The organism is Bacteroides neonati (assembly GCF_000499785.1).
In the GTDB taxonomy this organism is placed as follows: domain Bacteria; phylum Bacteroidota; class Bacteroidia; order Bacteroidales; family Bacteroidaceae; genus Bacteroides; species Bacteroides neonati.
Genome location: NZ_HG726025.1, coordinates 170,211 through 188,387 on the forward strand (window position 1 = coordinate 170,211; position 18,177 = coordinate 188,387).

17 protein-coding genes, 1 tRNA gene and 1 pseudogene are annotated in these 18,177 nt (G+C 38.0%); 3 read left to right on the forward strand and 16 right to left on the reverse strand.

Annotated features, from left to right (window positions below; all coding sequences use genetic code 11):
- Positions 1–24: 24 nt before the first annotated feature.
- Positions 25–2,523: an endonuclease MutS2 gene (locus TY03_RS16935; protein ID WP_042372108.1), complete on the reverse strand. Its 2,499-nt coding sequence runs from the start codon at positions 2,521–2,523 to the stop codon at positions 25–27.
- Positions 2,524–2,654: 131 nt separating this feature from the next.
- Between TY03_RS16935 and TY03_RS16940 the strand changes: the two genes are divergently transcribed.
- Positions 2,655–2,742 (forward strand) — tRNA-Ser (locus tag TY03_RS16940).
- Positions 2,743–2,900: 158 nt separating this feature from the next.
- On the opposite strand, the gene TY03_RS16945 is transcribed toward TY03_RS16940, so the two are convergent.
- From TY03_RS16945 to TY03_RS16980, 8 genes are all read right to left on the reverse strand, one after another.
- Complete coding sequence (locus TY03_RS16945) at positions 2,901–4,448, reverse strand: DUF6119 family protein (protein ID WP_042372109.1); 1,548 nt, start codon at positions 4,446–4,448, stop codon at positions 2,901–2,903.
- A gap of 1 nt (position 4,449) precedes the next feature.
- Positions 4,450–5,163, reverse strand: coding sequence for a hypothetical protein (locus tag TY03_RS16950; protein WP_042372111.1), 714 nt, complete (start codon positions 5,161–5,163; stop codon positions 4,450–4,452).
- Position 5,164: 1 nt separating this feature from the next.
- Positions 5,165–5,506 (reverse strand): hypothetical protein, encoded by a 342-nt coding sequence (locus TY03_RS16955; protein ID WP_042372113.1) that lies wholly within the window; start codon positions 5,504–5,506, stop codon positions 5,165–5,167.
- Positions 5,507–5,515: 9 nt separating this feature from the next.
- Entirely contained in the window at positions 5,516–5,881 is a 366-nt protein-coding gene (locus tag TY03_RS16960) for a hypothetical protein (protein WP_042372115.1), read from the reverse strand.
- Position 5,882: 1 nt separating this feature from the next.
- Positions 5,883–6,785 (reverse strand): hypothetical protein, encoded by a 903-nt coding sequence (locus TY03_RS16965; protein ID WP_042372116.1) that lies wholly within the window; start codon positions 6,783–6,785, stop codon positions 5,883–5,885.
- Positions 6,786–6,815: 30 nt separating this feature from the next.
- Entirely contained in the window at positions 6,816–7,478 is a 663-nt protein-coding gene (locus TY03_RS16970; protein ID WP_052332536.1) for a DUF4145 domain-containing protein, read from the reverse strand.
- A 289-nt stretch (positions 7,479–7,767) separates the two neighbouring features.
- Positions 7,768–8,151 (reverse strand): hypothetical protein, encoded by a 384-nt coding sequence (locus TY03_RS16975; protein WP_042372118.1) that lies wholly within the window; start codon positions 8,149–8,151, stop codon positions 7,768–7,770.
- A gap of 425 nt (positions 8,152–8,576) precedes the next feature.
- Complete coding sequence (locus tag TY03_RS16980) at positions 8,577–9,218, reverse strand: hypothetical protein (protein WP_042372120.1); 642 nt, start codon at positions 9,216–9,218, stop codon at positions 8,577–8,579.
- A 255-nt stretch (positions 9,219–9,473) separates the two neighbouring features.
- On the opposite strand from TY03_RS16980, the gene TY03_RS16985 reads away from it, so the two are divergent.
- Positions 9,474–12,437: an AsmA-like C-terminal region-containing protein gene (locus tag TY03_RS16985; protein WP_042372122.1), complete on the forward strand. Its 2,964-nt coding sequence runs from the start codon at positions 9,474–9,476 to the stop codon at positions 12,435–12,437.
- Between the two features lie 127 nt (positions 12,438–12,564).
- On the opposite strand, the pseudogene TY03_RS22050 reads toward TY03_RS16985, so the two are convergent.
- The 5 genes and pseudogenes from TY03_RS22050 to TY03_RS17005 all read right to left on the reverse strand — a co-directional run.
- Positions 12,565–12,741 (reverse strand): annotated as a pseudogene (locus tag TY03_RS22050) (GGGtGRT protein); the annotation flags it as partial.
- A 363-nt stretch (positions 12,742–13,104) separates the two neighbouring features.
- Positions 13,105–13,524 carry a hypothetical protein gene (locus TY03_RS16990; RefSeq protein WP_148335699.1) on the reverse strand — a complete coding sequence of 140 codons (420 nt, stop codon included), beginning with the start codon at positions 13,522–13,524 and terminating at the stop codon, positions 13,105–13,107.
- 46 nt (positions 13,525–13,570) lie between these two features.
- Positions 13,571–14,638: a penicillin-binding transpeptidase domain-containing protein gene (locus TY03_RS16995; RefSeq protein ID WP_042372294.1), complete on the reverse strand. Its 1,068-nt coding sequence runs from the start codon at positions 14,636–14,638 to the stop codon at positions 13,571–13,573.
- A 13-nt stretch (positions 14,639–14,651) separates the two neighbouring features.
- Positions 14,652–15,029, reverse strand: a complete 378-nt coding sequence (locus tag TY03_RS17000) for a hypothetical protein (RefSeq protein WP_042372126.1) — start codon at positions 15,027–15,029, stop codon at positions 14,652–14,654.
- A 339-nt stretch (positions 15,030–15,368) separates the two neighbouring features.
- On the reverse strand, positions 15,369–15,731 hold the full coding sequence (locus TY03_RS17005; RefSeq protein WP_042372127.1) for a hypothetical protein: 363 nt from the start codon (positions 15,729–15,731) through the stop codon (positions 15,369–15,371).
- A gap of 997 nt (positions 15,732–16,728) precedes the next feature.
- Here TY03_RS17005 and TY03_RS17015 point away from each other — a divergent pair.
- Complete coding sequence (locus TY03_RS17015) at positions 16,729–16,947, forward strand: HTH-like domain-containing protein (protein WP_042372131.1); 219 nt, start codon at positions 16,729–16,731, stop codon at positions 16,945–16,947.
- A gap of 61 nt (positions 16,948–17,008) precedes the next feature.
- Here the strand turns inward: TY03_RS17015 and TY03_RS22710 are convergent, their stop codons facing one another.
- Together TY03_RS22710 and TY03_RS22715 are read right to left on the reverse strand one after the other, a co-directional pair.
- Positions 17,009–17,596 (reverse strand): tyrosine-type recombinase/integrase, encoded by a 588-nt coding sequence (locus tag TY03_RS22710; protein ID WP_042372133.1) that lies wholly within the window; start codon positions 17,594–17,596, stop codon positions 17,009–17,011.
- Between the two features lie 120 nt (positions 17,597–17,716).
- Entirely contained in the window at positions 17,717–18,172 is a 456-nt protein-coding gene (locus TY03_RS22715) for a JAB domain-containing protein (protein WP_042372296.1), read from the reverse strand.
- Positions 18,173–18,177: the final 5 nt, after the last annotated feature.

Sequence of the window (18,177 nt, forward strand, 5' to 3'; positions counted from 1 at the left end):
ATATTCTTTTTTATGATTTATAGCTTATGCTAAATCGACTACGGTAATTCCTGCTCCGCCAAATTGTACATGTTCGTCGGCAAAATGACGTACACCCGATACAGTATCCAGGTACTGGCGAATGATAGATCGTAGTATGCCCGTTCCGGTGCCATGAAGAATGCGTACTCTATCCATACCTACCAGTATGGCATCGTCAATGAAGTAGGTAACGGCCTGCAGTGCCTCATCGCCACGCATACCACGTACGTCAATATCTTGTTTAAAGTTAAGCTTCTTTTCGTACATCTGGTCGTGAGTTTGCGTACTTACAAAGGTGCTTTTAGCCGGTTCCTGCTTCTGTGGAGATACGTTGCTTCGTTCCAACCGATCTGTTTTTACTGTTGTTTTAATGCTGCCGAAGGCAACCACAGCATTTTTACCGTTTATTTCCAATACTTGCCCTACGGTAGTTTGTCCTTTTAGCTTGACATAGTCGTTTACTGCTATGGGAACAATCTTAGGTGCTTTTTGTTGCAGTACAGTTGGGTTGTCGACAGACTTTTTCTCTTTCTTACGATTCTGCTTTTCTTGGAGCCTTTGCATTTTTTGAGCAATCTTGTCTTCTACCTCTTTTGAAGTTTGTTCGTCCATTGCTGTACGGAAGTTACTTAACTCCTGGCGCACCAGACGTGTTTTTTCTTTATCGGCCTGTGCTTCTTTAATGGTTCGGATCGTGTTTTCAATGCGTGCATTCGATTCCTGCAACAGATGTTCGGCCTCTTCTTTGGCTTTCCGAATAATCTCTTTACGCGATTTCTGCAACTCTTCCATCTCCTTTTGATAACGCTCTATAGTATCCTCCATTTGTTTTTCGCGTTGGCGGATGCTTTGACGTTTTCCTTCCCAATAGCGTTTATCGCGCACAATGTCTTGCAAGTATTTATCGGCATTGATGTATTCACTACCTACCAGATTGGAGGCATCGGCAATCACATCCTCCGGCAATCCTATCTTGCGGGCAATCTCAACGGCAAATGAACTGCCTGGATTTCCTATTTGTAACTGAAAGAGTGCCTGCATCATATGACGGTCATACAGCATGGCGCCGTTTACTACTCCTGCATGATCTTCGGCAAAATGCTTTAGGTTCTGATAGTGGGTAGTAATCACTCCAAATGTTTTCTTATCATTAAACCTCTTCAATACTGCTTCGGCTATGGCACCACCTATCTGAGGTTCTGTTCCTCCACCAAACTCATCTATTAAAATCAGACTACGCTCATCACAACTTTTCATCATCATTTTCATATTAGTCAAGTGTGAGGAGTACGTACTAAGATCGTCCTCAATAGACTGTTCATCGCCAATGTCGATGAAAATATGGCTGAAAATACCCATGTGACTACGCTCATGCATCGGAACCAATAAGCCACATTGCAACATGTATTGCAGTAGTCCCACGGTCTTGAGGCAAACCGATTTTCCTCCTGCATTGGGACCCGATATAATGAGGATGCGTTGCTGTTGATGCAGTTCTATATCCAGCGGTACAACTTTCTTGTTGTGCCGGGCAAGCGATAGTTGCAGTAGAGGATGTACCGCCATCGTCCAGTCCAATAGCTGCTCGTTTTCCAAAGCCGGTTTCAAGCTGTTTGTTTGTATGGCAAAATGGCTCTTGGCACGGATGAAGTCTATTTCGGCGAGGAACTCATACGATTGTAGTATTTCGGGAATAGAAGGGCGTAGTAGATTTGAAAATTCTACAAGGATACGGATAATTTCACGACGCTCTTCGCCTTCCAATTCGCGTACACGGTTGTTGGCTTCTACCACTTCTGCCGGTTCAATAAATACCGTTTTACCACTCGACGACTCATCATGAACGATACCTTTGATCTTTCGCTTTAATCCCGGTGCTACCGGAATTACCAATCGTCCATCTCGCATGGCCGGAGCTACATCTTTATCTACATAACCTTCGGATTGAGCACTTCGCAGAATACTATTTAATGTTCTCGATATTCCTCCCATGGTGCTTGCCAACTCGCGTCGGATGCGCGATAGTTCGCTCGAAGCATTGTCTTTGATCTTTCCATATTTATTAAGGATACTATCAATCTTACCGATAAGTTGTGGAAACACTGCTATGTCTCCCGCCAATCGTTTCAGGCTGGGGTAGGGTATTGTCGATTCGTCATCTTCTTCGCTTCGTTGTAAGAAGCGAACAATATCACGAATTGTTTCTAAGGAGCGACGCAGGTCGAACAGTTCTTGTTCGTCCAGATACATACCTTCTATACGCACTCGTTTCAGTGAGGGACGCACATCGAAGAAGAACTGATCGGGAAATCCGTCTTCTTCTTGTATGATGCGCACAAATTCCGTCACCTGGTTTAAAATTTCGTCTATCTCTTCGTAATCGTCCGAAAAGCTCATTTCAGTTACCCGCTCTTCGCCTAACGTGCTGAGACACTTTAATTTTAACAGTTGTCTTATTTGGTCAAATCCTATTTTTTGTTCAAAATTCTGAGGATATATCATATTTCTATCGGTTGTGATTGGGTACAAAAGTACAATTATTTACGGAAAAAATCAGCAGAATGTTTGCAGAATTAAAAATGATTCGTACCTTTGCAGCGCTTCTGGAGAGAAGTACTTCTGATAGAAGTTTTGGAGAGATGGCAGAGTGGTCGATTGCGGCGGTCTTGAAAACCGTTGAACTGCGAGGTTCCGGGGGTTCGAATCCCTCTCTCTCCGCCAATAACACTGGAAATCAGTAGATTAAAGCACTTACACCCAATTTTACACCCCAAAAAGGTAAGATTGGGTGTTTTCTTTTTAATTTTAAACTGGGCTCGGCTTTGATTTTTTGGGGATTAAGTGGTAATCCTTGCAGAAGGATTACTGTATGGCTATTATCACACATTCTGTGTTACATCTAGAATTCTTTTTAGTGATACTTTATATCCGTAGTTACTTAATGTTGAGGCGATATTCTTAAAGGTTATTTTGCTAAAAAATGGAATTGAAGGACGTTCTTCATTAATTTTGTTAATAATACCGAAAATAACCTCATATTCATCGACTTTAATTTTTGCATCAGTTGGAACTATCCACCTTTCTTCTAATTTTTGGTTTAATTTTACTCTAAACTGTTTTGTAATAAACAAGTTTGCAGAAACTAGACCTTGATTAAATAAATGGCTTAAAACAGATGACCCTCCATATCGTTTTATGTGAATCATTTGTTTTTCAGATGTATATATATCACAAAACTCTATATTATTTTGGGAAACTCCTGTAGAAATAAGTTTTTTATCCATGCACAAAAACATTTCCGAGGTGTTGACCGCAGCCTCATTATACTCGCCTTCATTTGAATGAGAGTAATTAGGAAGTTGAATATCGCTTATTGTAGCACTGGCATAGAAGTCGTTGATCATTTGGACAAAATCAGTATTGATACGATACCATTTACCATTATTGATGATATATTGCTCATTTGCTAATTCGATTTCCGCATACAGACACTTATGATAAGTCCATTTGCTAATTTCTGAACCATCTGCATTATATGCTTTGACATATTTGCTTTTTAATTGTCCTATGTTGTTTATAGTATTTCCATATACGTCCGTCAATACCGACTGAATATCAATATCATCACAAGCACTTCCTCTGCTATTCAGTTTTAATTCATGAATCACATCCCAGTCGACCACATCAGGTACAGCCATCCATATTTTATCTAATTCGAGTGCATTTAGTTTCTCTAACAGAATGGCATCTAATTGATTAATAATTTCCGAAGATTTTATTACAGCAATATGATCTATCCAATCAAAATGCTCTTTATATGTTTCTCTCTTGTACTGTCTATAAGCAATATCAAGAACATCACCTATTGAGTCAATATCTACATGTGTTGAAATACACAATGGATCAGCTCCAGAGATGTTTTTGCCAAGAGGCTCAATTGTGCATTTTCCGGTAACTGCTTTTAGTAAATCTTTTTCTATATCAATATTGAAGTTTGGTATTCCTGACAACTTGCTAGACTGAATCCTATTTGTTTTCGGTATAGCTTCAAGACTATTAATGTCAATGCTTCTTAGATTTTCTGCATCAACTGAGTTTAATGTGGTTATCAATCCAAATCTCTCCTCTATTGCATTTGGGTTAATGATATTTCTACCATAGCCGAAACAAATTACGAAACACCTCGTTATTCCTTCATAGTCTCGATTAACCAACAAGGCACCCTGAACGGATGAGGTTCGTAAACGAGCTTCATTTTGTAGAGTATTATTAAAAAAACTATTAACCCACTTTGGTGGTCTTTGAAATGATGGTTTATAATAAAAGGTGCCAGCTCCAAGTTGCTCAGAAGTGCACCCATCTTTGATAATATCCTCAATAGCAGTATTCGCTTTAATGAGTATAACAGAAATCTTATTAATAGCCATATTATTCCTCTTTATATAGTTCGAAAATGTCGCTATGTGTGTTGCATATTGACTCGTAATTATTTGAAGATACAAGACTGGATATGTTACAGTTGCAGCATAGTTGTATGTCTCTTTCGGAAATGTAGTGTCTATTTATAAACTCATCGGACAACAACTCTTCGAGCGTTGAATATGGGCTATCTTCTACGGAGTGGTTATCGGATAGAAACTCTTTGTAAGATTGTTCGATTGTCGGCTTGGTTTTTTCTTGTATTTCGTTGCAAAATCGTATAATGTCAGAGATTTTATTGTCAATTGATTGCTGTTCCTTGTAATAGATGTTTCCATTAGAATGTGCGACATTATTTCGTTCTCTAATAAGTTTCTTGTATTCTCCTACTCTCTCGTTCAATCCCCAAAACTTAAATATCTGCATTATTTTACTCTCTTGTTCTTTTGAGTAGCCAAACGGCGATTCGGAGCATTGTATGCAATCATCAAAACCCAAAGATATTTTTTCAAAATCATCGGGGTGAATGCTCTTTATCTTCCATATAGTAAAATACACGAATGACATAAAAAGCATATGATAACTCATAAAAGCGAATTGATACTGCTCATTTTGGTAGTTGTTTTCAAATGCTTTCCATAAATATTGAACATACTCAGCCTTCTCTTCGCTTTTGTAACGAAGAGGTAGGTATGTGAATATTTGAAAGGCTTCTTCCATCATTCTACTTTCTGGTCAGTGCACTAATGGCTTCAAACAATAATGAAGCGACATCCGTTGCGCCGATTATACCGTGTCTAGCCATTTGTTGTTGACAAAATTGTATTCCATCATTACATTCTTTGGCAATGTTCAGTTCCTGAGTTGTCGTATATCCGTATATTCTTGCCCTAAAAGTTATTGTGCTTAGAATTTGAGAATATTCAACGACCATATTCTGATATTTTGCAAATTGTGCAGCATTATAAATCAATGATACACCACTAACTGCAATTCTTGCTCGTTCATCGTTTAATGCAGCTACTTTAGCTGCCATAAAACCTATATCTATTAAGTCGTTACTCATAATAATTGATCAATATGAAGAATCTCCATCCCATTTATACATTCTTACCAATCCTTCTTTTTTAGTTTTGAAATTTCTTTTATCATCTTCAATGACACGTTTAAGAAGCCATCCTGAATCTTTAGCTGCACCTGTCACAGCATCTTCCCATTCTTTTCCCAGAACATCTTTATGCTTTTGATATAACGTTAAAAGAGGTGTTCCTTCCCAGTAATAATTATCGCCTCCCATGAGGTCTCGCATAGCAAACCATTCCTTGGGACGATTTTTACACCAACAGTAAACCGCACCTTGTAGAAAATGATAAATTGCATCTCTCTGTGCTTGATTGATGCCTGCAACATTCCTAATTTCTGATTTTTCAATTAAAGCCATATTATTCTATTTCATTTAGTTCATCTACTCTCTCATTTACAACACCTTCAATACAAATGATAGAAATACCTCCTTCGTCAGGGAGTTGGTATTCTGTACATTTGTCATTATTTCGATTAATTATTAAGCTAATAGCGTCACCAGCTTGCCTACTAACATTGTTATAACCTGCTTTACGCCTATTAAAACATGATACTGACGACAAATTCAATAAATCCCAGATCATTTTCGACCAATGATCAAGATATCTTGAGTTGTTTTTTTTATCAAAGGGTCTGCCTGTTTGAAATTCCAACAGTTTGATAATTTGGAGTGCAAGAGAATTGTTAGCAACCAAAATATTATCTGGCATAGCACACCAAAATGTAGTAATACCACATGGAGAGGGAAAACTTCTACCACTGTCATCAATCAATAAATACTGAGCTCCAGGAGTAATACTCTTGGGTTGAATACTCCTAATCCGGCCATTGAGTGCACCTGCTCTCGCATACTCAAATTTTGGCCATTTTGTATACAGCAATAATTGATGATAGTCCGTTTTAGAGACCACTGCTTTATAAATGTTGGTGGCCTTTTTTGCTTGTAATAAGAGTGCATTATATACATCCCCACTGCTTCGAATCTCTTTGTAAATTATTAGCAAATCTCCAATTTCTGGACTTTTTGTACTTAGTTTTGGATCGCAAAACGTTGTCAATGGTTTTTGATGTATAAAACAGCCTCCTACCTTGAATTTTAAGTTTGGTAATGCTTTATTAAGAACAGAGGAAAGTGGTACTGGCAAATGAGTCACCAACGCAGCTATATAATCAGGCTCCTGTTTACTTTTTAGGCCAGATATAGATTGTTCTATAATATGATGTATATTCATATATAGATTTCTTTTTGTCTCCCAATTCATAATTTTATTGTTTTAAATTCAGGTATGTACCTATCTGTTTTTGCCTTCTGGCATATCTTCGAGTAGTTTTCTTGTTGAAATTTCAGCTTCAATCCAGTGAAGACATAAATCTATGAGAGCTTTAAGGTGCGAGACATCTTTATCTTCCCACTTTCGCACATAGTGAGTTTCGTCATTACCAAGCCAAATCGCTCGTTGTGCAACACTTTTGATTTTAGCATCACTTATATTCTCCTTGATGCAGTTACCTAAGAATTTAGCTTTTATACAGTCTTCCTTGTCAGGGTGTAATGAAATCAGATAGTCTTTGATTAGAAATTCAAGAGCCTTTCTGTAGCCAACCCCTGTAATTTGCGATAGTTTCATCTGTTCTGCCGAATATGCTTCGTTATATATCTGTACAAAAGATGGGCTCAGTTTTTCGACTTCATCATTAAATCCCCTTGATTTTAATTTAGCTTGAATAATATCCATAAACTCCTCCTTTCGGATATTGTAAACCCGGGTAAATGCGAATCCACAATCTTTATCCGTGCATTCGCAGAGAATAAAACATTCATTACCATTCTTATATCGAATAGCACTATACATCTCTGGGATATGAATTTTATGACAGTACGGACATTCAATAGAGGTTCTTTCTATATGAATTCCATTATCTGATACATTAACAAATGGGATATACTTTTTCATAATGTCAGTATTATTTTTTAAACAGATTCTAAACAAAAAGTATTTTGCAAAGATATAAATTTTATCTAATTTAATACAATTATTTATATCTCAAAAGACAATTTTTTTTCATTTGAGGTCAATAGTAATTAATCATTAATCTTGAAAATTAAATTAAAAAAAACTGTAAGATTTTTTAAGTCTTACGGTACATGCAGGGTGGGGCGAACCAATCTGCATAGACTTTTGATATGACAGATTGGACGATTGAGGTAAAGTATAAGGAATAAGTGCTAAATAACCTGATAAATCAATTGGCACAAAGCGTACTGCTCTGAAATTGTCCGTATGAGTTATAGTATTTTATTTCTATGGGCTTATCTGGTAATGGCTCATCGATATTCTGTAACTCTATTTTATAAACCTTTACGATGAAAGACTCATCTGGTAGATAGCTGAACACCTCTCGATTGCATATATTTTCATCATAATCGTTATATTCCTGTATCATTAGATTGTTATCAGAATCGTAGATATATTTCTCCAGAACTCTTCCGCACTCATCAAAATCTACACTATACTCAAGATTGCCATCTTCTCTAAAATAATTGGAGAAACTTAAACAACCATTGGGGGCATAACCATGCTCCTCCTTCATATTTCCGTTTGCGTAATAACTGATTTTATTGTCCATCTTTAAAGGTTATTGATTTTGTGATTTTCTATGTGTAGGCAAAATTAGAAAAAAAAGAGAGCTTTTCGCCACCTATAACCTATCTATCTAAAAAAAAATCACGCAAGGATGGAATGTAACACTTCTCTAGGCATTGAAATGTACTGAAGCTGCTTCGGGAGCGGATAAAGCTCGCATAAGGGCATAGTATTAAATATTCTTTACGTGTAAAGTAAGGAGTATTGAGGCTAAATACGGTATAATCACTTTTTATGTTGTTGATAATCAGTTGTTTTAAAGAGCACGTACTCTTGGCTGTTAAGAGTACGTACTTTATGCTCCATTAATATACTAATCATTGCACCATAAAGTACGTACTCATTTACCGCAAGAGATGTATAACTGTAATGAAGAATGAAATATGTAAACAATAACGTGAACTAAATTCACTTCAAAAGGCCTTTTACCCTTAGTTCGTTGACGATAGATTTGGCAAAAGTATCGGCCAGCGTTTTGCTATCGTGTGGATCGTAACTTTTGGTTTGAGCCGAATATACCAATGCGTCTTCATCGTTGGTGGTATACAGATCGGCTTCGAGCACATAGTTCGTATTGGTGCGATAGTATCCCGGCGTGTACATCCTGTCGTAAGATACGATATACCGTCTGTAATAGCGACTATAGCCTACAATGCGGGGCGATGTATAGCTCGACCCCGGTATGTAGTCCTTCTCTTTCTCCTTGTCGATCAGCGAAACGATCATTACCGAGGTGAAGTCGGAGCCTATCAGCTTCTTGCCGATCTGCTCTTCGGACAACCCTTTGAAGCCTTTAGGGCCGAAAAGACTAGTGGCAGTGGCTGCGTTGACGCCTGCTTTTCCGAGCTCGTTGACCATACTTAGTTCAATATTTTCGCGCTCACCACGATTGGGCATGATGCCCAATACCATTACTTTCTTCAGCACACCTTCGGGTGGGGACTCTAAGCTCCAAGACGATAGCACCTCGATACTGTGGCACGATGTAACCAGAATAACCAAAACGAGAAGAGCAGGAAACAGATGTTTGAAATTCTTGATACTTTTCATGGGAGTTTGGTTTAAGTTATTAATACTCTGTTTACTAATTTGTTTTCAGACTGATGTTTACTGAAAAATCAAGAGATTAAACAACCGCTAAATGGCTTTTGTTCAGTTGCTTTAGGGGTAGATACGTTGTTGCAGATCAATTGTCGACGGTTCATTCGCGTATTCACTTTTTTTATTGAAATTTAGTTATCACACGTCCCCTGACAGCATTTTTTTTTATACTTTCGCCCATTGTTTTCAACCCGGATAAATTTTATGACTTCTAAGATAAAAAAAAGACTTACTATTGCGCTCGTTGTATTAGCCTCTGTAGCATCTCTGGCACTGGCGGCTATTGCCGTTGTTATTAATTTTGTTTTTACTCCTGCCAAGCTTACGCCCGTTGTGTTGCGTGCTGCCAATGAGTCGCTCAATGCCGATCTACGCATAAAGAGCGTAGAGCTCACGTTCTTCTCTACCTTCCCGCAGTTCGGACTGAGAGTCGAAGAGGGTACTTTGGTGTCGAAGGTGCTCACGGATTCTGCTTTTTCACGTCAAGACTCTCTGCTATCGTTTGGAGAGTGTGTTATTACTGTTAGTCCGTTGGCCTATCTTACCGACAATAAGATTCTCATTCATAATATGCAGCTCAAAGATGCTTCGGTTTATGCTTATAAGAGCAAAGAGGGGAGAAGTAACTGGGACATCGTAAAGGCCTCGGCCGATACCGCTCAAGTAGCTCCGGCAGATACGGCTTCGTTCAATAGCGCCATCGACATCCGCAATATAGAGCTGATACGTGCCAATCTGACCTTCGACGATCGCGATACCCGTGTATATGCCCGCATGGATAGTATTCACCTGAAACTGAAAGTCTCGTTAAACAAGGAGCGCTCGTCGCTTAAACTGGTGTTCGATAATAAGAATATCCTCTTCTGGCAGCAGGGAGAATTGTTGGTTAACCACGTAGCCACATCGATCAAAACCGATATAGCGGTTGACCACGTGCAACGTAAATGGACCTTTCACGATACAGAACTAAGTGTGAATGGCATTAAGTTTGATGCCGAAGGAACGGTAGTGCGCGATACACTCGCCCAAACACTCGATATGGATGTTCGATACGGACTTCATGCACCCTCGATGGAGACGGTCTTGGGCATGATTCCCCAATCGATTGTTAAGAAGGCTAAGGTAAGTGCCAAGGGTGAGGTGATGGTAGAGGGCACACTTAAGGGTGTGTACGGAAAACAACAGTTTCCGGTAGCCAAATTGGCCATTCAGGTTAAGGATGCCTCGGCAAAATATGCCGATCTACCTTATGGTATAGACAAGCTCACAGCCAACTTTGAGGCTTGTGTAGACTTGATGCGCAACACTCCCTCGTACCTGAATCTCAAAATATTCCACTTCAAGGGTGCGCATACCGATGTGTTGGCCGATGGGCGGGTTGATGATCTGCTAAGCGATCCGCGTATCTCGTTCCATACCCGCTCTTTGGTCGATCTCAATGCACTGGCTCAAACTTTCCCGCTGCAAGAAGGTGTGTCGATCAAGGGTAAGCTCGATGCCGACCTCACACTGAATTGCAAGCTCTCTTCGTTGCGCAATCAGGACATTGGTCGCATACGTATGCTAGGCAAGCTACAGTTAAATGATTTTGTTATTCGTGACGAACAGAAAAGCTTCGATTTCGAGAGCAGTGCTTCGTTTACGTTCAGTGGCGACAAGACTCTCCAAGCCGAGGCAGAGATACGTCGATTGATGCTGAAGAGTCGGGTGCTTTCTTCGACCATCGAGCGTCTCTCGGCCAAGGTAACCTCGACCAATCCTCAAGATACTACCCGGGTGGTATCCATGCAGTGCTCGCTGAATCTTAACAAACTCAAAGCCGGTATGGGCGATTCGCTTGTGCTTTATAGCGGAAAGACCACCGCCACGGTAAGTCTGCAACCCGGCAAGCTAAATCCTGCCAAGCCATTGGTTGGATTGAAATTCCGTACCGATTCGCTTTATGCCCGCATTCGTCAAACCCAAATGGGGATGAATAGGGGCGACTTTGATGTTCATGCCGAAAAGCTGCGCGACTCGGTATGGAATACCACCGGAGACATCGGCTTCGATAAGCTCTACTTTAAAACACCCGAATTCACCCTGCCCGTCATTGTAAAAGATACACGCGTAACACTGGGCAATAAAACCATTTCGCTCAATGGTGCTCAGGTGCAAATCGGTCGTTCAGACCTTACTGCACGTGGCTCCATCTACAACCTCGCAGGCGCTATGATGAAGAATGAAACCTTGCGTGCCAAGCTCGATATTGAATCGAACCTGATCGATTGCACGCAGCTTGTCAACTCTATCGCGCTGCCCGTCGATTCTCTGTCGACACCTATAGATACCGTTTCTTCTTCCTCTTCGGATATGAAACTGTTTGTAGTTCCCCAAAACATCAATTTCGAACTGCAAACCAACATTCGTAAGGTAACGTTTGACAAGATGCTCTTCGAGCAAGTGCACGGTGCCGTCGATATCAAAGACCAGTATATCTATCTCAAAGACCTGAGCATGATTGCCTTGGGCGCACAGATGAAAACCGTAGCCGTGTACAAGGCAAGCAGCCTAAAGCGAGCTTATACCGGTTTCGATTTCCGTATCAAGGGTATCAATATAGGCAACCTGGTCGAATTTATTCCTGCACTCGACTCGATAGTGCCGATGCTGCGCTCGTTTAAAGGAACGGTCAACTTCGATATTGCCGCCGAAACACGGTTAGACTCTACGCTCAATGTGCTCATTCCTACGCTTCGCTCGGCTATCCACCTCAAAGGAGACAGCTTGGTATTGATGGATGGTGAAACGTTTGCCGAAATGTCGAAGATGCTCATGTTTAAGAATAAGAAGGAGAACCTGGTCGACAGTATTTCGGTCAACATCACCGTAGACGACGGCAAAGTGAATATCTATCCATTTCTGATCGAAATAGACCGTTACAAAGCTGCTGTAGGTGGAAAGCAAGGGCTTGATATGAGTTTCGATTATCACGTTTCGATCTTAAAATCGCCATTGCCTTTTAAGGCGGGTATCAATATATCGGGAACACCCGATAAAGTGAAGTTTAAGATTGGTAAAGCGAAGTACAAAGATGCCGTTACACCGGTTAATATTCATAAGATTGACAGCACACGACTGACGATGGAGGGCAAGATCAAGCATCGCTTTCAACGGGTGACGCATTGACATTAAAAGTAAATGGCATGAACGATGGCTAAGGAAGCATCAGTAGTTCTGTGAATGAACTTACTGAAAACAAAAATCCCTGTAACTGATAAAGTTACAGGGATTTTATATGTCGTAATTACGTAGATTACTTGCCCAAAGCTTGTGAAATATCCACAGCTACAGCTACAGTACAACCTACCATTGGGTTGTTACCAATTCCCAAGAATCCCATCATCTCTACGTGAGCAGGAACAGATGAAGAACCAGCGAACTGAGCGTCTGAATGCATACGACCCATAGTGTCTGTCATACCATAAGAAGCAGCGACACTACATCCCTGTAAATTAATAGACTTTGTTGTAATTGTTTGTATTACAGATGTATATTCCAATATTTAAAAGAACGAACCAGATTATTATTTCTGAAATATGAATAAGTAGTCGTGAATAAGTCACAAAAGAATCTATTTACGACCGCTATTTTTTTATTTGTCCTCTCTTATCGTTTTTTGTTGATTCAAGTGTTCCTGCTGCTTCTTTGTATTTTTTAATGATGCAGGTTGTTGTTTCAACATTTTCAGTAAAGGGTCTATAGAACTATTGTTTTTGTAAAAATGTAGACCCACTATCTTACCTGTGCTTCTATGTAGTGAAGGCAAGTAAATGTTTAGCTTACTGCCTTCATTTTATTTTTGTCGTTTGAATGTGCACGCTCCAACATCACCTAAATCTAGTGTTAAGTAATCTCCTTCTAGCTCTAAGATGTAATAAGTCGGAGTGAATCCATTTATGTTTTCAATATTTAACTTTATAGCTTTTGCGTCTTTGTAGTAAATAAAAGTACCATTCTCATTTTCGCGAATTATATTATATTCGTACTTTGTGCCACTCCATGTTTTGTTAGAGTTGAATGTAAAGACTTGCTTAATATCTTTTTCATATGAACCACTGCCATATCCTTTATATTCTCCAACCCAAGTACCATAAAGCAAATTTAAGTCAAGGGTATTATCAGTAAGGTTATTATTATCATCCTTGTTGCAAGATGATAAACCCACACACAAAACAGCCATCATTAGGACTGTAAAATCTTTAAATGTTCTCATAATCTTTCATTTTTAATTGTTAATGTTGAGTTGCTCATAACTACCTTTAAATCATGCTAACTACTATCTTTCTAAACACATCACCAGCCATTAGTCCGCCACTAACGGGTAATTCATTCTTATGAATAACTACAATCACTGTATATTTAGGTGCGTCAGCAGGGAAGTAGCCACAGAATTCTGCCGCATAATTAGCTTTTGAATTTTGTCTGTGTAAGTTTGTACTTCCTGTTTGCCCTGCTGCTTTACAATGTTGAGATTTAGCAGGTTTAGCCAGACCTTCTTCAACGGTTCTGTATAGAGCTTGCTGTATGCTATTTATTGTTTCCTTACTTGCAATCTGTGGATTGATTATTTCTACAGAGTTTTTGTGAAGGAGTGGCTTAATCATTTTTCCATCATTGGCAATAGCATTGTAGAAAGTCAAAGTATGAATAGGTGATGCCTCGTGACTATTTGTTAGCTGGTATTGATAACTGTTGGTCATGCAATTTTTATCGCTCCTATTCGACTTGCACGATTGTTTAATTTCTATTCCTTCAATAGAGTCTGGCTTACAAACAGATATCTTATCCAAGAGTGCATTAAATATTTCATAGGAGAATTCTTTTCCTTTTCCAAACGCCTTCTCTGTAGATAAGATAGTAGAAACTTGTGAGTTTACCATTATTCCTTCTTCTACCGTTATAGCACCATATCCACCACGCTGCCAATTGCCATCTTTGATAGAATCAGAAGAATCGGTAATGTAAATTCCATTGCCTACATCGATAGTGTCCAATAGATTTACTTTTCCAGTTTCCAGTGCCATCATTATTGCCATAGTAGAAAACAGTGTTGTTGCATCCGCTTTGCCAAAATTGTTATTTGGTTGATAGTTGGTACTGTCTTTCCTTTCAAGTCCAACCAATGCTTTTATTTCTCCTGTTTTAGTCTCCATAATAATGACCTGCCCAGATTGACCACCAACTTCTAATAGCTTTTCTTTAAGTATAGAGCTTGCATTGATTTGTAAAGTACTGTCTAAGGTAGATTCTTGTTCTACCTTAGATTTACTTGTTTGGCATGATAATAAGCCAAACATGATTGATAATGTATAGAGTAATTTTCTCATTCGTTTATAATTATTATAAAGCATATTGAATTTCACCATCAAAGAGTATAATATGGTAGAATGTTCCCCTGTATTTCATAATCTTGTCATCACTTATGATGAAGTAAACCTGTTTATTGGTTAAATAATATTTGTGATAGTAAAATGTCACTCCTTTATCTGTTTTCTCAATTTTACCTAAGTATTGGCAATCCCAATATTTACTGCCAGAAGATGTGTTTTCTGCATATATCTTAGTAGGTGTTACTTTTATGTTAATGTTCATAGGATAACAATCTCCTGATTTATCCTCAATGTACTTTACAGTATAGTTTTTATTAGGATTCCCTGCATGGGAAATGCTTACTATTGCACAGAGTACGATAGCAAGGAAAAATTTAAAATGTACCATAATCTTCTGAATTAATTTTAAGATGTAGTCATATTATCACTTGTTGTAATGTCTAGTCTATAATTAGTAACGTTTTTCCCTATCATATTTGGGTTCTCTTTCATGGTTGGAAGAGCATCCTCCCCTAAATATGACTGCAATTCCTATTATAGCAATAATAATGAATGAAATAAGGCACCCCATTGGGTTGTTGCTACCTGAGAGTTTCATTAGTAATCCCATTACTATGATGCAACCGATGATAGCTAATATAATTTGTAATGCAATTGGCATATTTTTTTATTGAATTGTATTATTGTTAAGCTAATTTTACCTATATAAGCAGTCGCGTACTAAACTTTATTCATCTGTTAGTTTTAGTGTAATAAAAAAAGTTACAAGAATCATTCCGCTAATATTTAATAAATTGAATAGAATTGCGCTGCCCATCGAAGGGGGGATTAGGTATCTGCTAATGAGAAATGCAGCAAGAGGAAGAAATGCAAGTTTAGCCCAGCTATCTACGTATTCATCTAAAAAGCATAGAACTAATATAATATATGCTCCTGCAAGGCACGAATAAATGGTCAAATCCATATAACCAATTTCTTCTAATGTTGTGTTATCATTAATGTCCATAATAGAAAAGGTAATATCTTTAATTACCCAACCTAATCCAAAATAAACTGCTAATGCAATTAAAATAGCTATAAATAACTTCATGTTAATTGAGTGTTTTCGCTTCCCATGTTCCTATGGTTAGCATTAATAATTGTAGTATATAAGTGTGAGGAACACAACGGGAGTTGCACACTTCTTTTGATTGAATTTTTTGTAGTCTGGTCTCTATGTCTTTCTGTTCAGTATTACTGCCAACTGTTCCCATAGTTGACGATTAAACATAAAGAAGGCGTGGGAACTATTGAATATTATCTGCTCAGAGGTATCGCCAAATACCCACAACTCAAATAATAAGACAATAGAACTCACGCCAAAGGATATATAGACCACCCTCTTTTGAAGATAGATATATAAACATTGACGTGAGCGTTCTTGCTTATTATTCTTGAGTTGTTCATTCAATTGGCGATTTTCTGAACAAGAATAATATTTAAAACGCTCTTCGTTAACTAATTAAATCCTTCCAGCTCTTAACGCATTAAGTCTCTGGAATTGTTGCAAAGTTAATTAAAAACGTTTATATAGCAAGAACTATATTGTCTAATATATGGTAAGCGTGCTACAAAGGCTGTTTTTGTTAATAAATTTAGGTAGGTGGAAAAATCAGCTCCGCCCCTATAAGAGTAAAAATCTACAAATTTACACCTACATTGAATTATCATCTTTATGTCAGCATACTGTTGGTGATTTGCAAAGGGATTTCTTCGATATCGGTTTTAAGATATTCGGTGATTATTAATCTGATTTATAGATAGATGTGTCATTAGGATAAGGATTAGATGGTTGTTTTTTTCTTCTGAATTTTAGAGTAGAATAAAGCCAGATTGTTGTACGTAAAGATAACTTTACTTTAGATTTATTTTGCCTATGATTAGAAGTTCTAATAGCCATGAGCTTGTACAATCTTCTTCTGTCTTAAATCAGCTAGCTTATGTTATCAGATAGTGTCGTTTTAGAAAGATTATAGACAGAATTCACTCCTTTATTTGGGGAAAGTTATTATATTTGTGCAAATCAAATAATTTTAAATCTTGACGATATGATGTTAAATGAATTAGGGCATAAATTAAAATGGATGTATGAAAAGGCTCCTAAAGGAGAAAAAGTAGCTATGATTCATTTGTTTGGAATTGAATATGCAAATGAAATAAAAAAGTATAGTATAAAAGATATTGTAAATGCTGCTAATATGCCTAAATCATATGGCACAGAAGTTGCAAAAGGAGTTCATTTATCTCGATTTGTATCTATTAAATAGCTGATTATAAAATAATAATGACGAATATTGGGGATGCCCCCAATATTCGTTTAAAATAGAATTAGAAGCTCAAACACTCATAGGCTTGCAGAATTTCTTCCTGTCTTAATCCCAGATATCGTTTAGTTATTGATATGGAACTATGATTGAATAATTCCATCAGTTTGACCAGAGCGAGTTCTGCGCTATCTGCATTTTGATTATAAACCTGTCTGCCAAAAGTCTTTCTAAGCGAATGGCAACTAAAGTTCTTGACCTTTACTTTGTACTTGGTTTTAATTTCTTTCAGCTTAACATTGATTCGTTGTATTGAAAAGGTCGTTCCTTTCTGACTTACTAAGATTGGCGCATTGATTCCAATTGGTTTTATATGCTCGTAGCAATCCTGTATATGCTTTTGCAATGCAGGGTTAATTCTGATGGTGCGTGCCTTTCCTGTCTTATGCTCCGTTACGGTAAACTCTTCTTCTTTGAGAATTTGATTCCATCTAAGAGATAGTATATCTGAAATTCTCAGTCCCCAGAATGAGCCAATGGCAATTAATAAACTCATATTGTAATCTCCGTCTTTCGCCAATTTCCTAACGAGATTTGACATCTCTTCCCATTGCAGAAAATCTGCTGTTGTGCTTGAATATTTGAGTGACATAATGTTCAGTTTTAGTTGTTAAACGACAGAAGTGAACGTTCTTCAGATTTTCAGTTTCAGTCTAAAAGCTAAGCTGTTGATAATCAAAAGTTCGTTCACTTCTCATATTAGTGATTGTTTCTAAATCAGTCCTTCATCTGCAAAGCTGTAATAGCCTTCACTTGTAAGAATGATATGGTCAAGAATTTGAAGTTGCATAATTTTAGCCGCTTGATTGATTTGTGCTGTTATGCTTTTATCATCGCTGCTTGGTCTCAAATTTCCAGAAGGGTGGTTATGTGATAGGATGATTGCAGAAGCATTGTCAAGTATGGCAGCTTGCATAATGATTCGTATATCCACAGGTGTACTATTCAATCCTCCCTCTGAAACTTGTGTTACTCCCAAAACCTTGTTAGCTCTATTGAGCAAAACGATTTTAAAAGATTCTCTATATTCGATGGTATCAGCATCATAGAATTTTTCTTTTAGTAATTGGTAGGTATCGTTTGAACTGTATATGCCCATTCGTTCAGACGCTTTTACCTTTGGTTTGTACGTTAGCTTGACTTCGCTAACTTGATAAGTGGTATTCATAAATA

Bases quoted from the DNA above. Each gene is read 5' to 3' on its own strand.
- TY03_RS22715 (WP_042372296.1), bottom strand. From the start codon at position 18,172: ATGAATACCACTTATCAAGTTAGCGAAGTCAAGCTAACGTACAAACCA.
- TY03_RS17005 (WP_042372127.1), bottom strand. From the start codon at position 15,731: ATGAAGTTATTTATAGCTATTTTAATTGCATTAGCAGTTTATTTTGGA.
- TY03_RS16945 (WP_042372109.1), bottom strand. From the start codon at position 4,448: ATGGCTATTAATAAGATTTCTGTTATACTCATTAAAGCGAATACTGCT.
- TY03_RS16985 (WP_042372122.1), top strand. From the start codon at position 9,474: ATGACTTCTAAGATAAAAAAAAGACTTACTATTGCGCTCGTTGTATTA.
- TY03_RS16955 (WP_042372113.1), bottom strand. From the start codon at position 5,506: ATGAGTAACGACTTAATAGATATAGGTTTTATGGCAGCTAAAGTAGCT.
- TY03_RS16950 (WP_042372111.1), bottom strand. From the start codon at position 5,163: ATGATGGAAGAAGCCTTTCAAATATTCACATACCTACCTCTTCGTTAC.
- TY03_RS16935 (WP_042372108.1), bottom strand. From the start codon at position 2,523: ATGATATATCCTCAGAATTTTGAACAAAAAATAGGATTTGACCAAATA.
- TY03_RS17000 (WP_042372126.1), bottom strand. From the start codon at position 15,029: ATGGTACATTTTAAATTTTTCCTTGCTATCGTACTCTGTGCAATAGTA.
- TY03_RS16975 (WP_042372118.1), bottom strand. From the start codon at position 8,151: ATGGACAATAAAATCAGTTATTACGCAAACGGAAATATGAAGGAGGAG.
- TY03_RS16970 (WP_052332536.1), bottom strand. From the start codon at position 7,478: ATGAAAAAGTATATCCCATTTGTTAATGTATCAGATAATGGAATTCAT.
- TY03_RS16995 (WP_042372294.1), bottom strand. From the start codon at position 14,638: ATGAGAAAATTACTCTATACATTATCAATCATGTTTGGCTTATTATCA.
- TY03_RS16980 (WP_042372120.1), bottom strand. From the start codon at position 9,218: ATGAAAAGTATCAAGAATTTCAAACATCTGTTTCCTGCTCTTCTCGTT.
- TY03_RS16960 (WP_042372115.1), bottom strand. From the start codon at position 5,881: ATGGCTTTAATTGAAAAATCAGAAATTAGGAATGTTGCAGGCATCAAT.
- TY03_RS17015 (WP_042372131.1), top strand. From the start codon at position 16,729: ATGATGTTAAATGAATTAGGGCATAAATTAAAATGGATGTATGAAAAG.
- TY03_RS16990 (WP_148335699.1), bottom strand. From the start codon at position 13,524: ATGAGAACATTTAAAGATTTTACAGTCCTAATGATGGCTGTTTTGTGT.
- TY03_RS22710 (WP_042372133.1), bottom strand. From the start codon at position 17,596: ATGTCACTCAAATATTCAAGCACAACAGCAGATTTTCTGCAATGGGAA.
- TY03_RS16965 (WP_042372116.1), bottom strand. From the start codon at position 6,785: ATGAATTGGGAGACAAAAAGAAATCTATATATGAATATACATCATATT.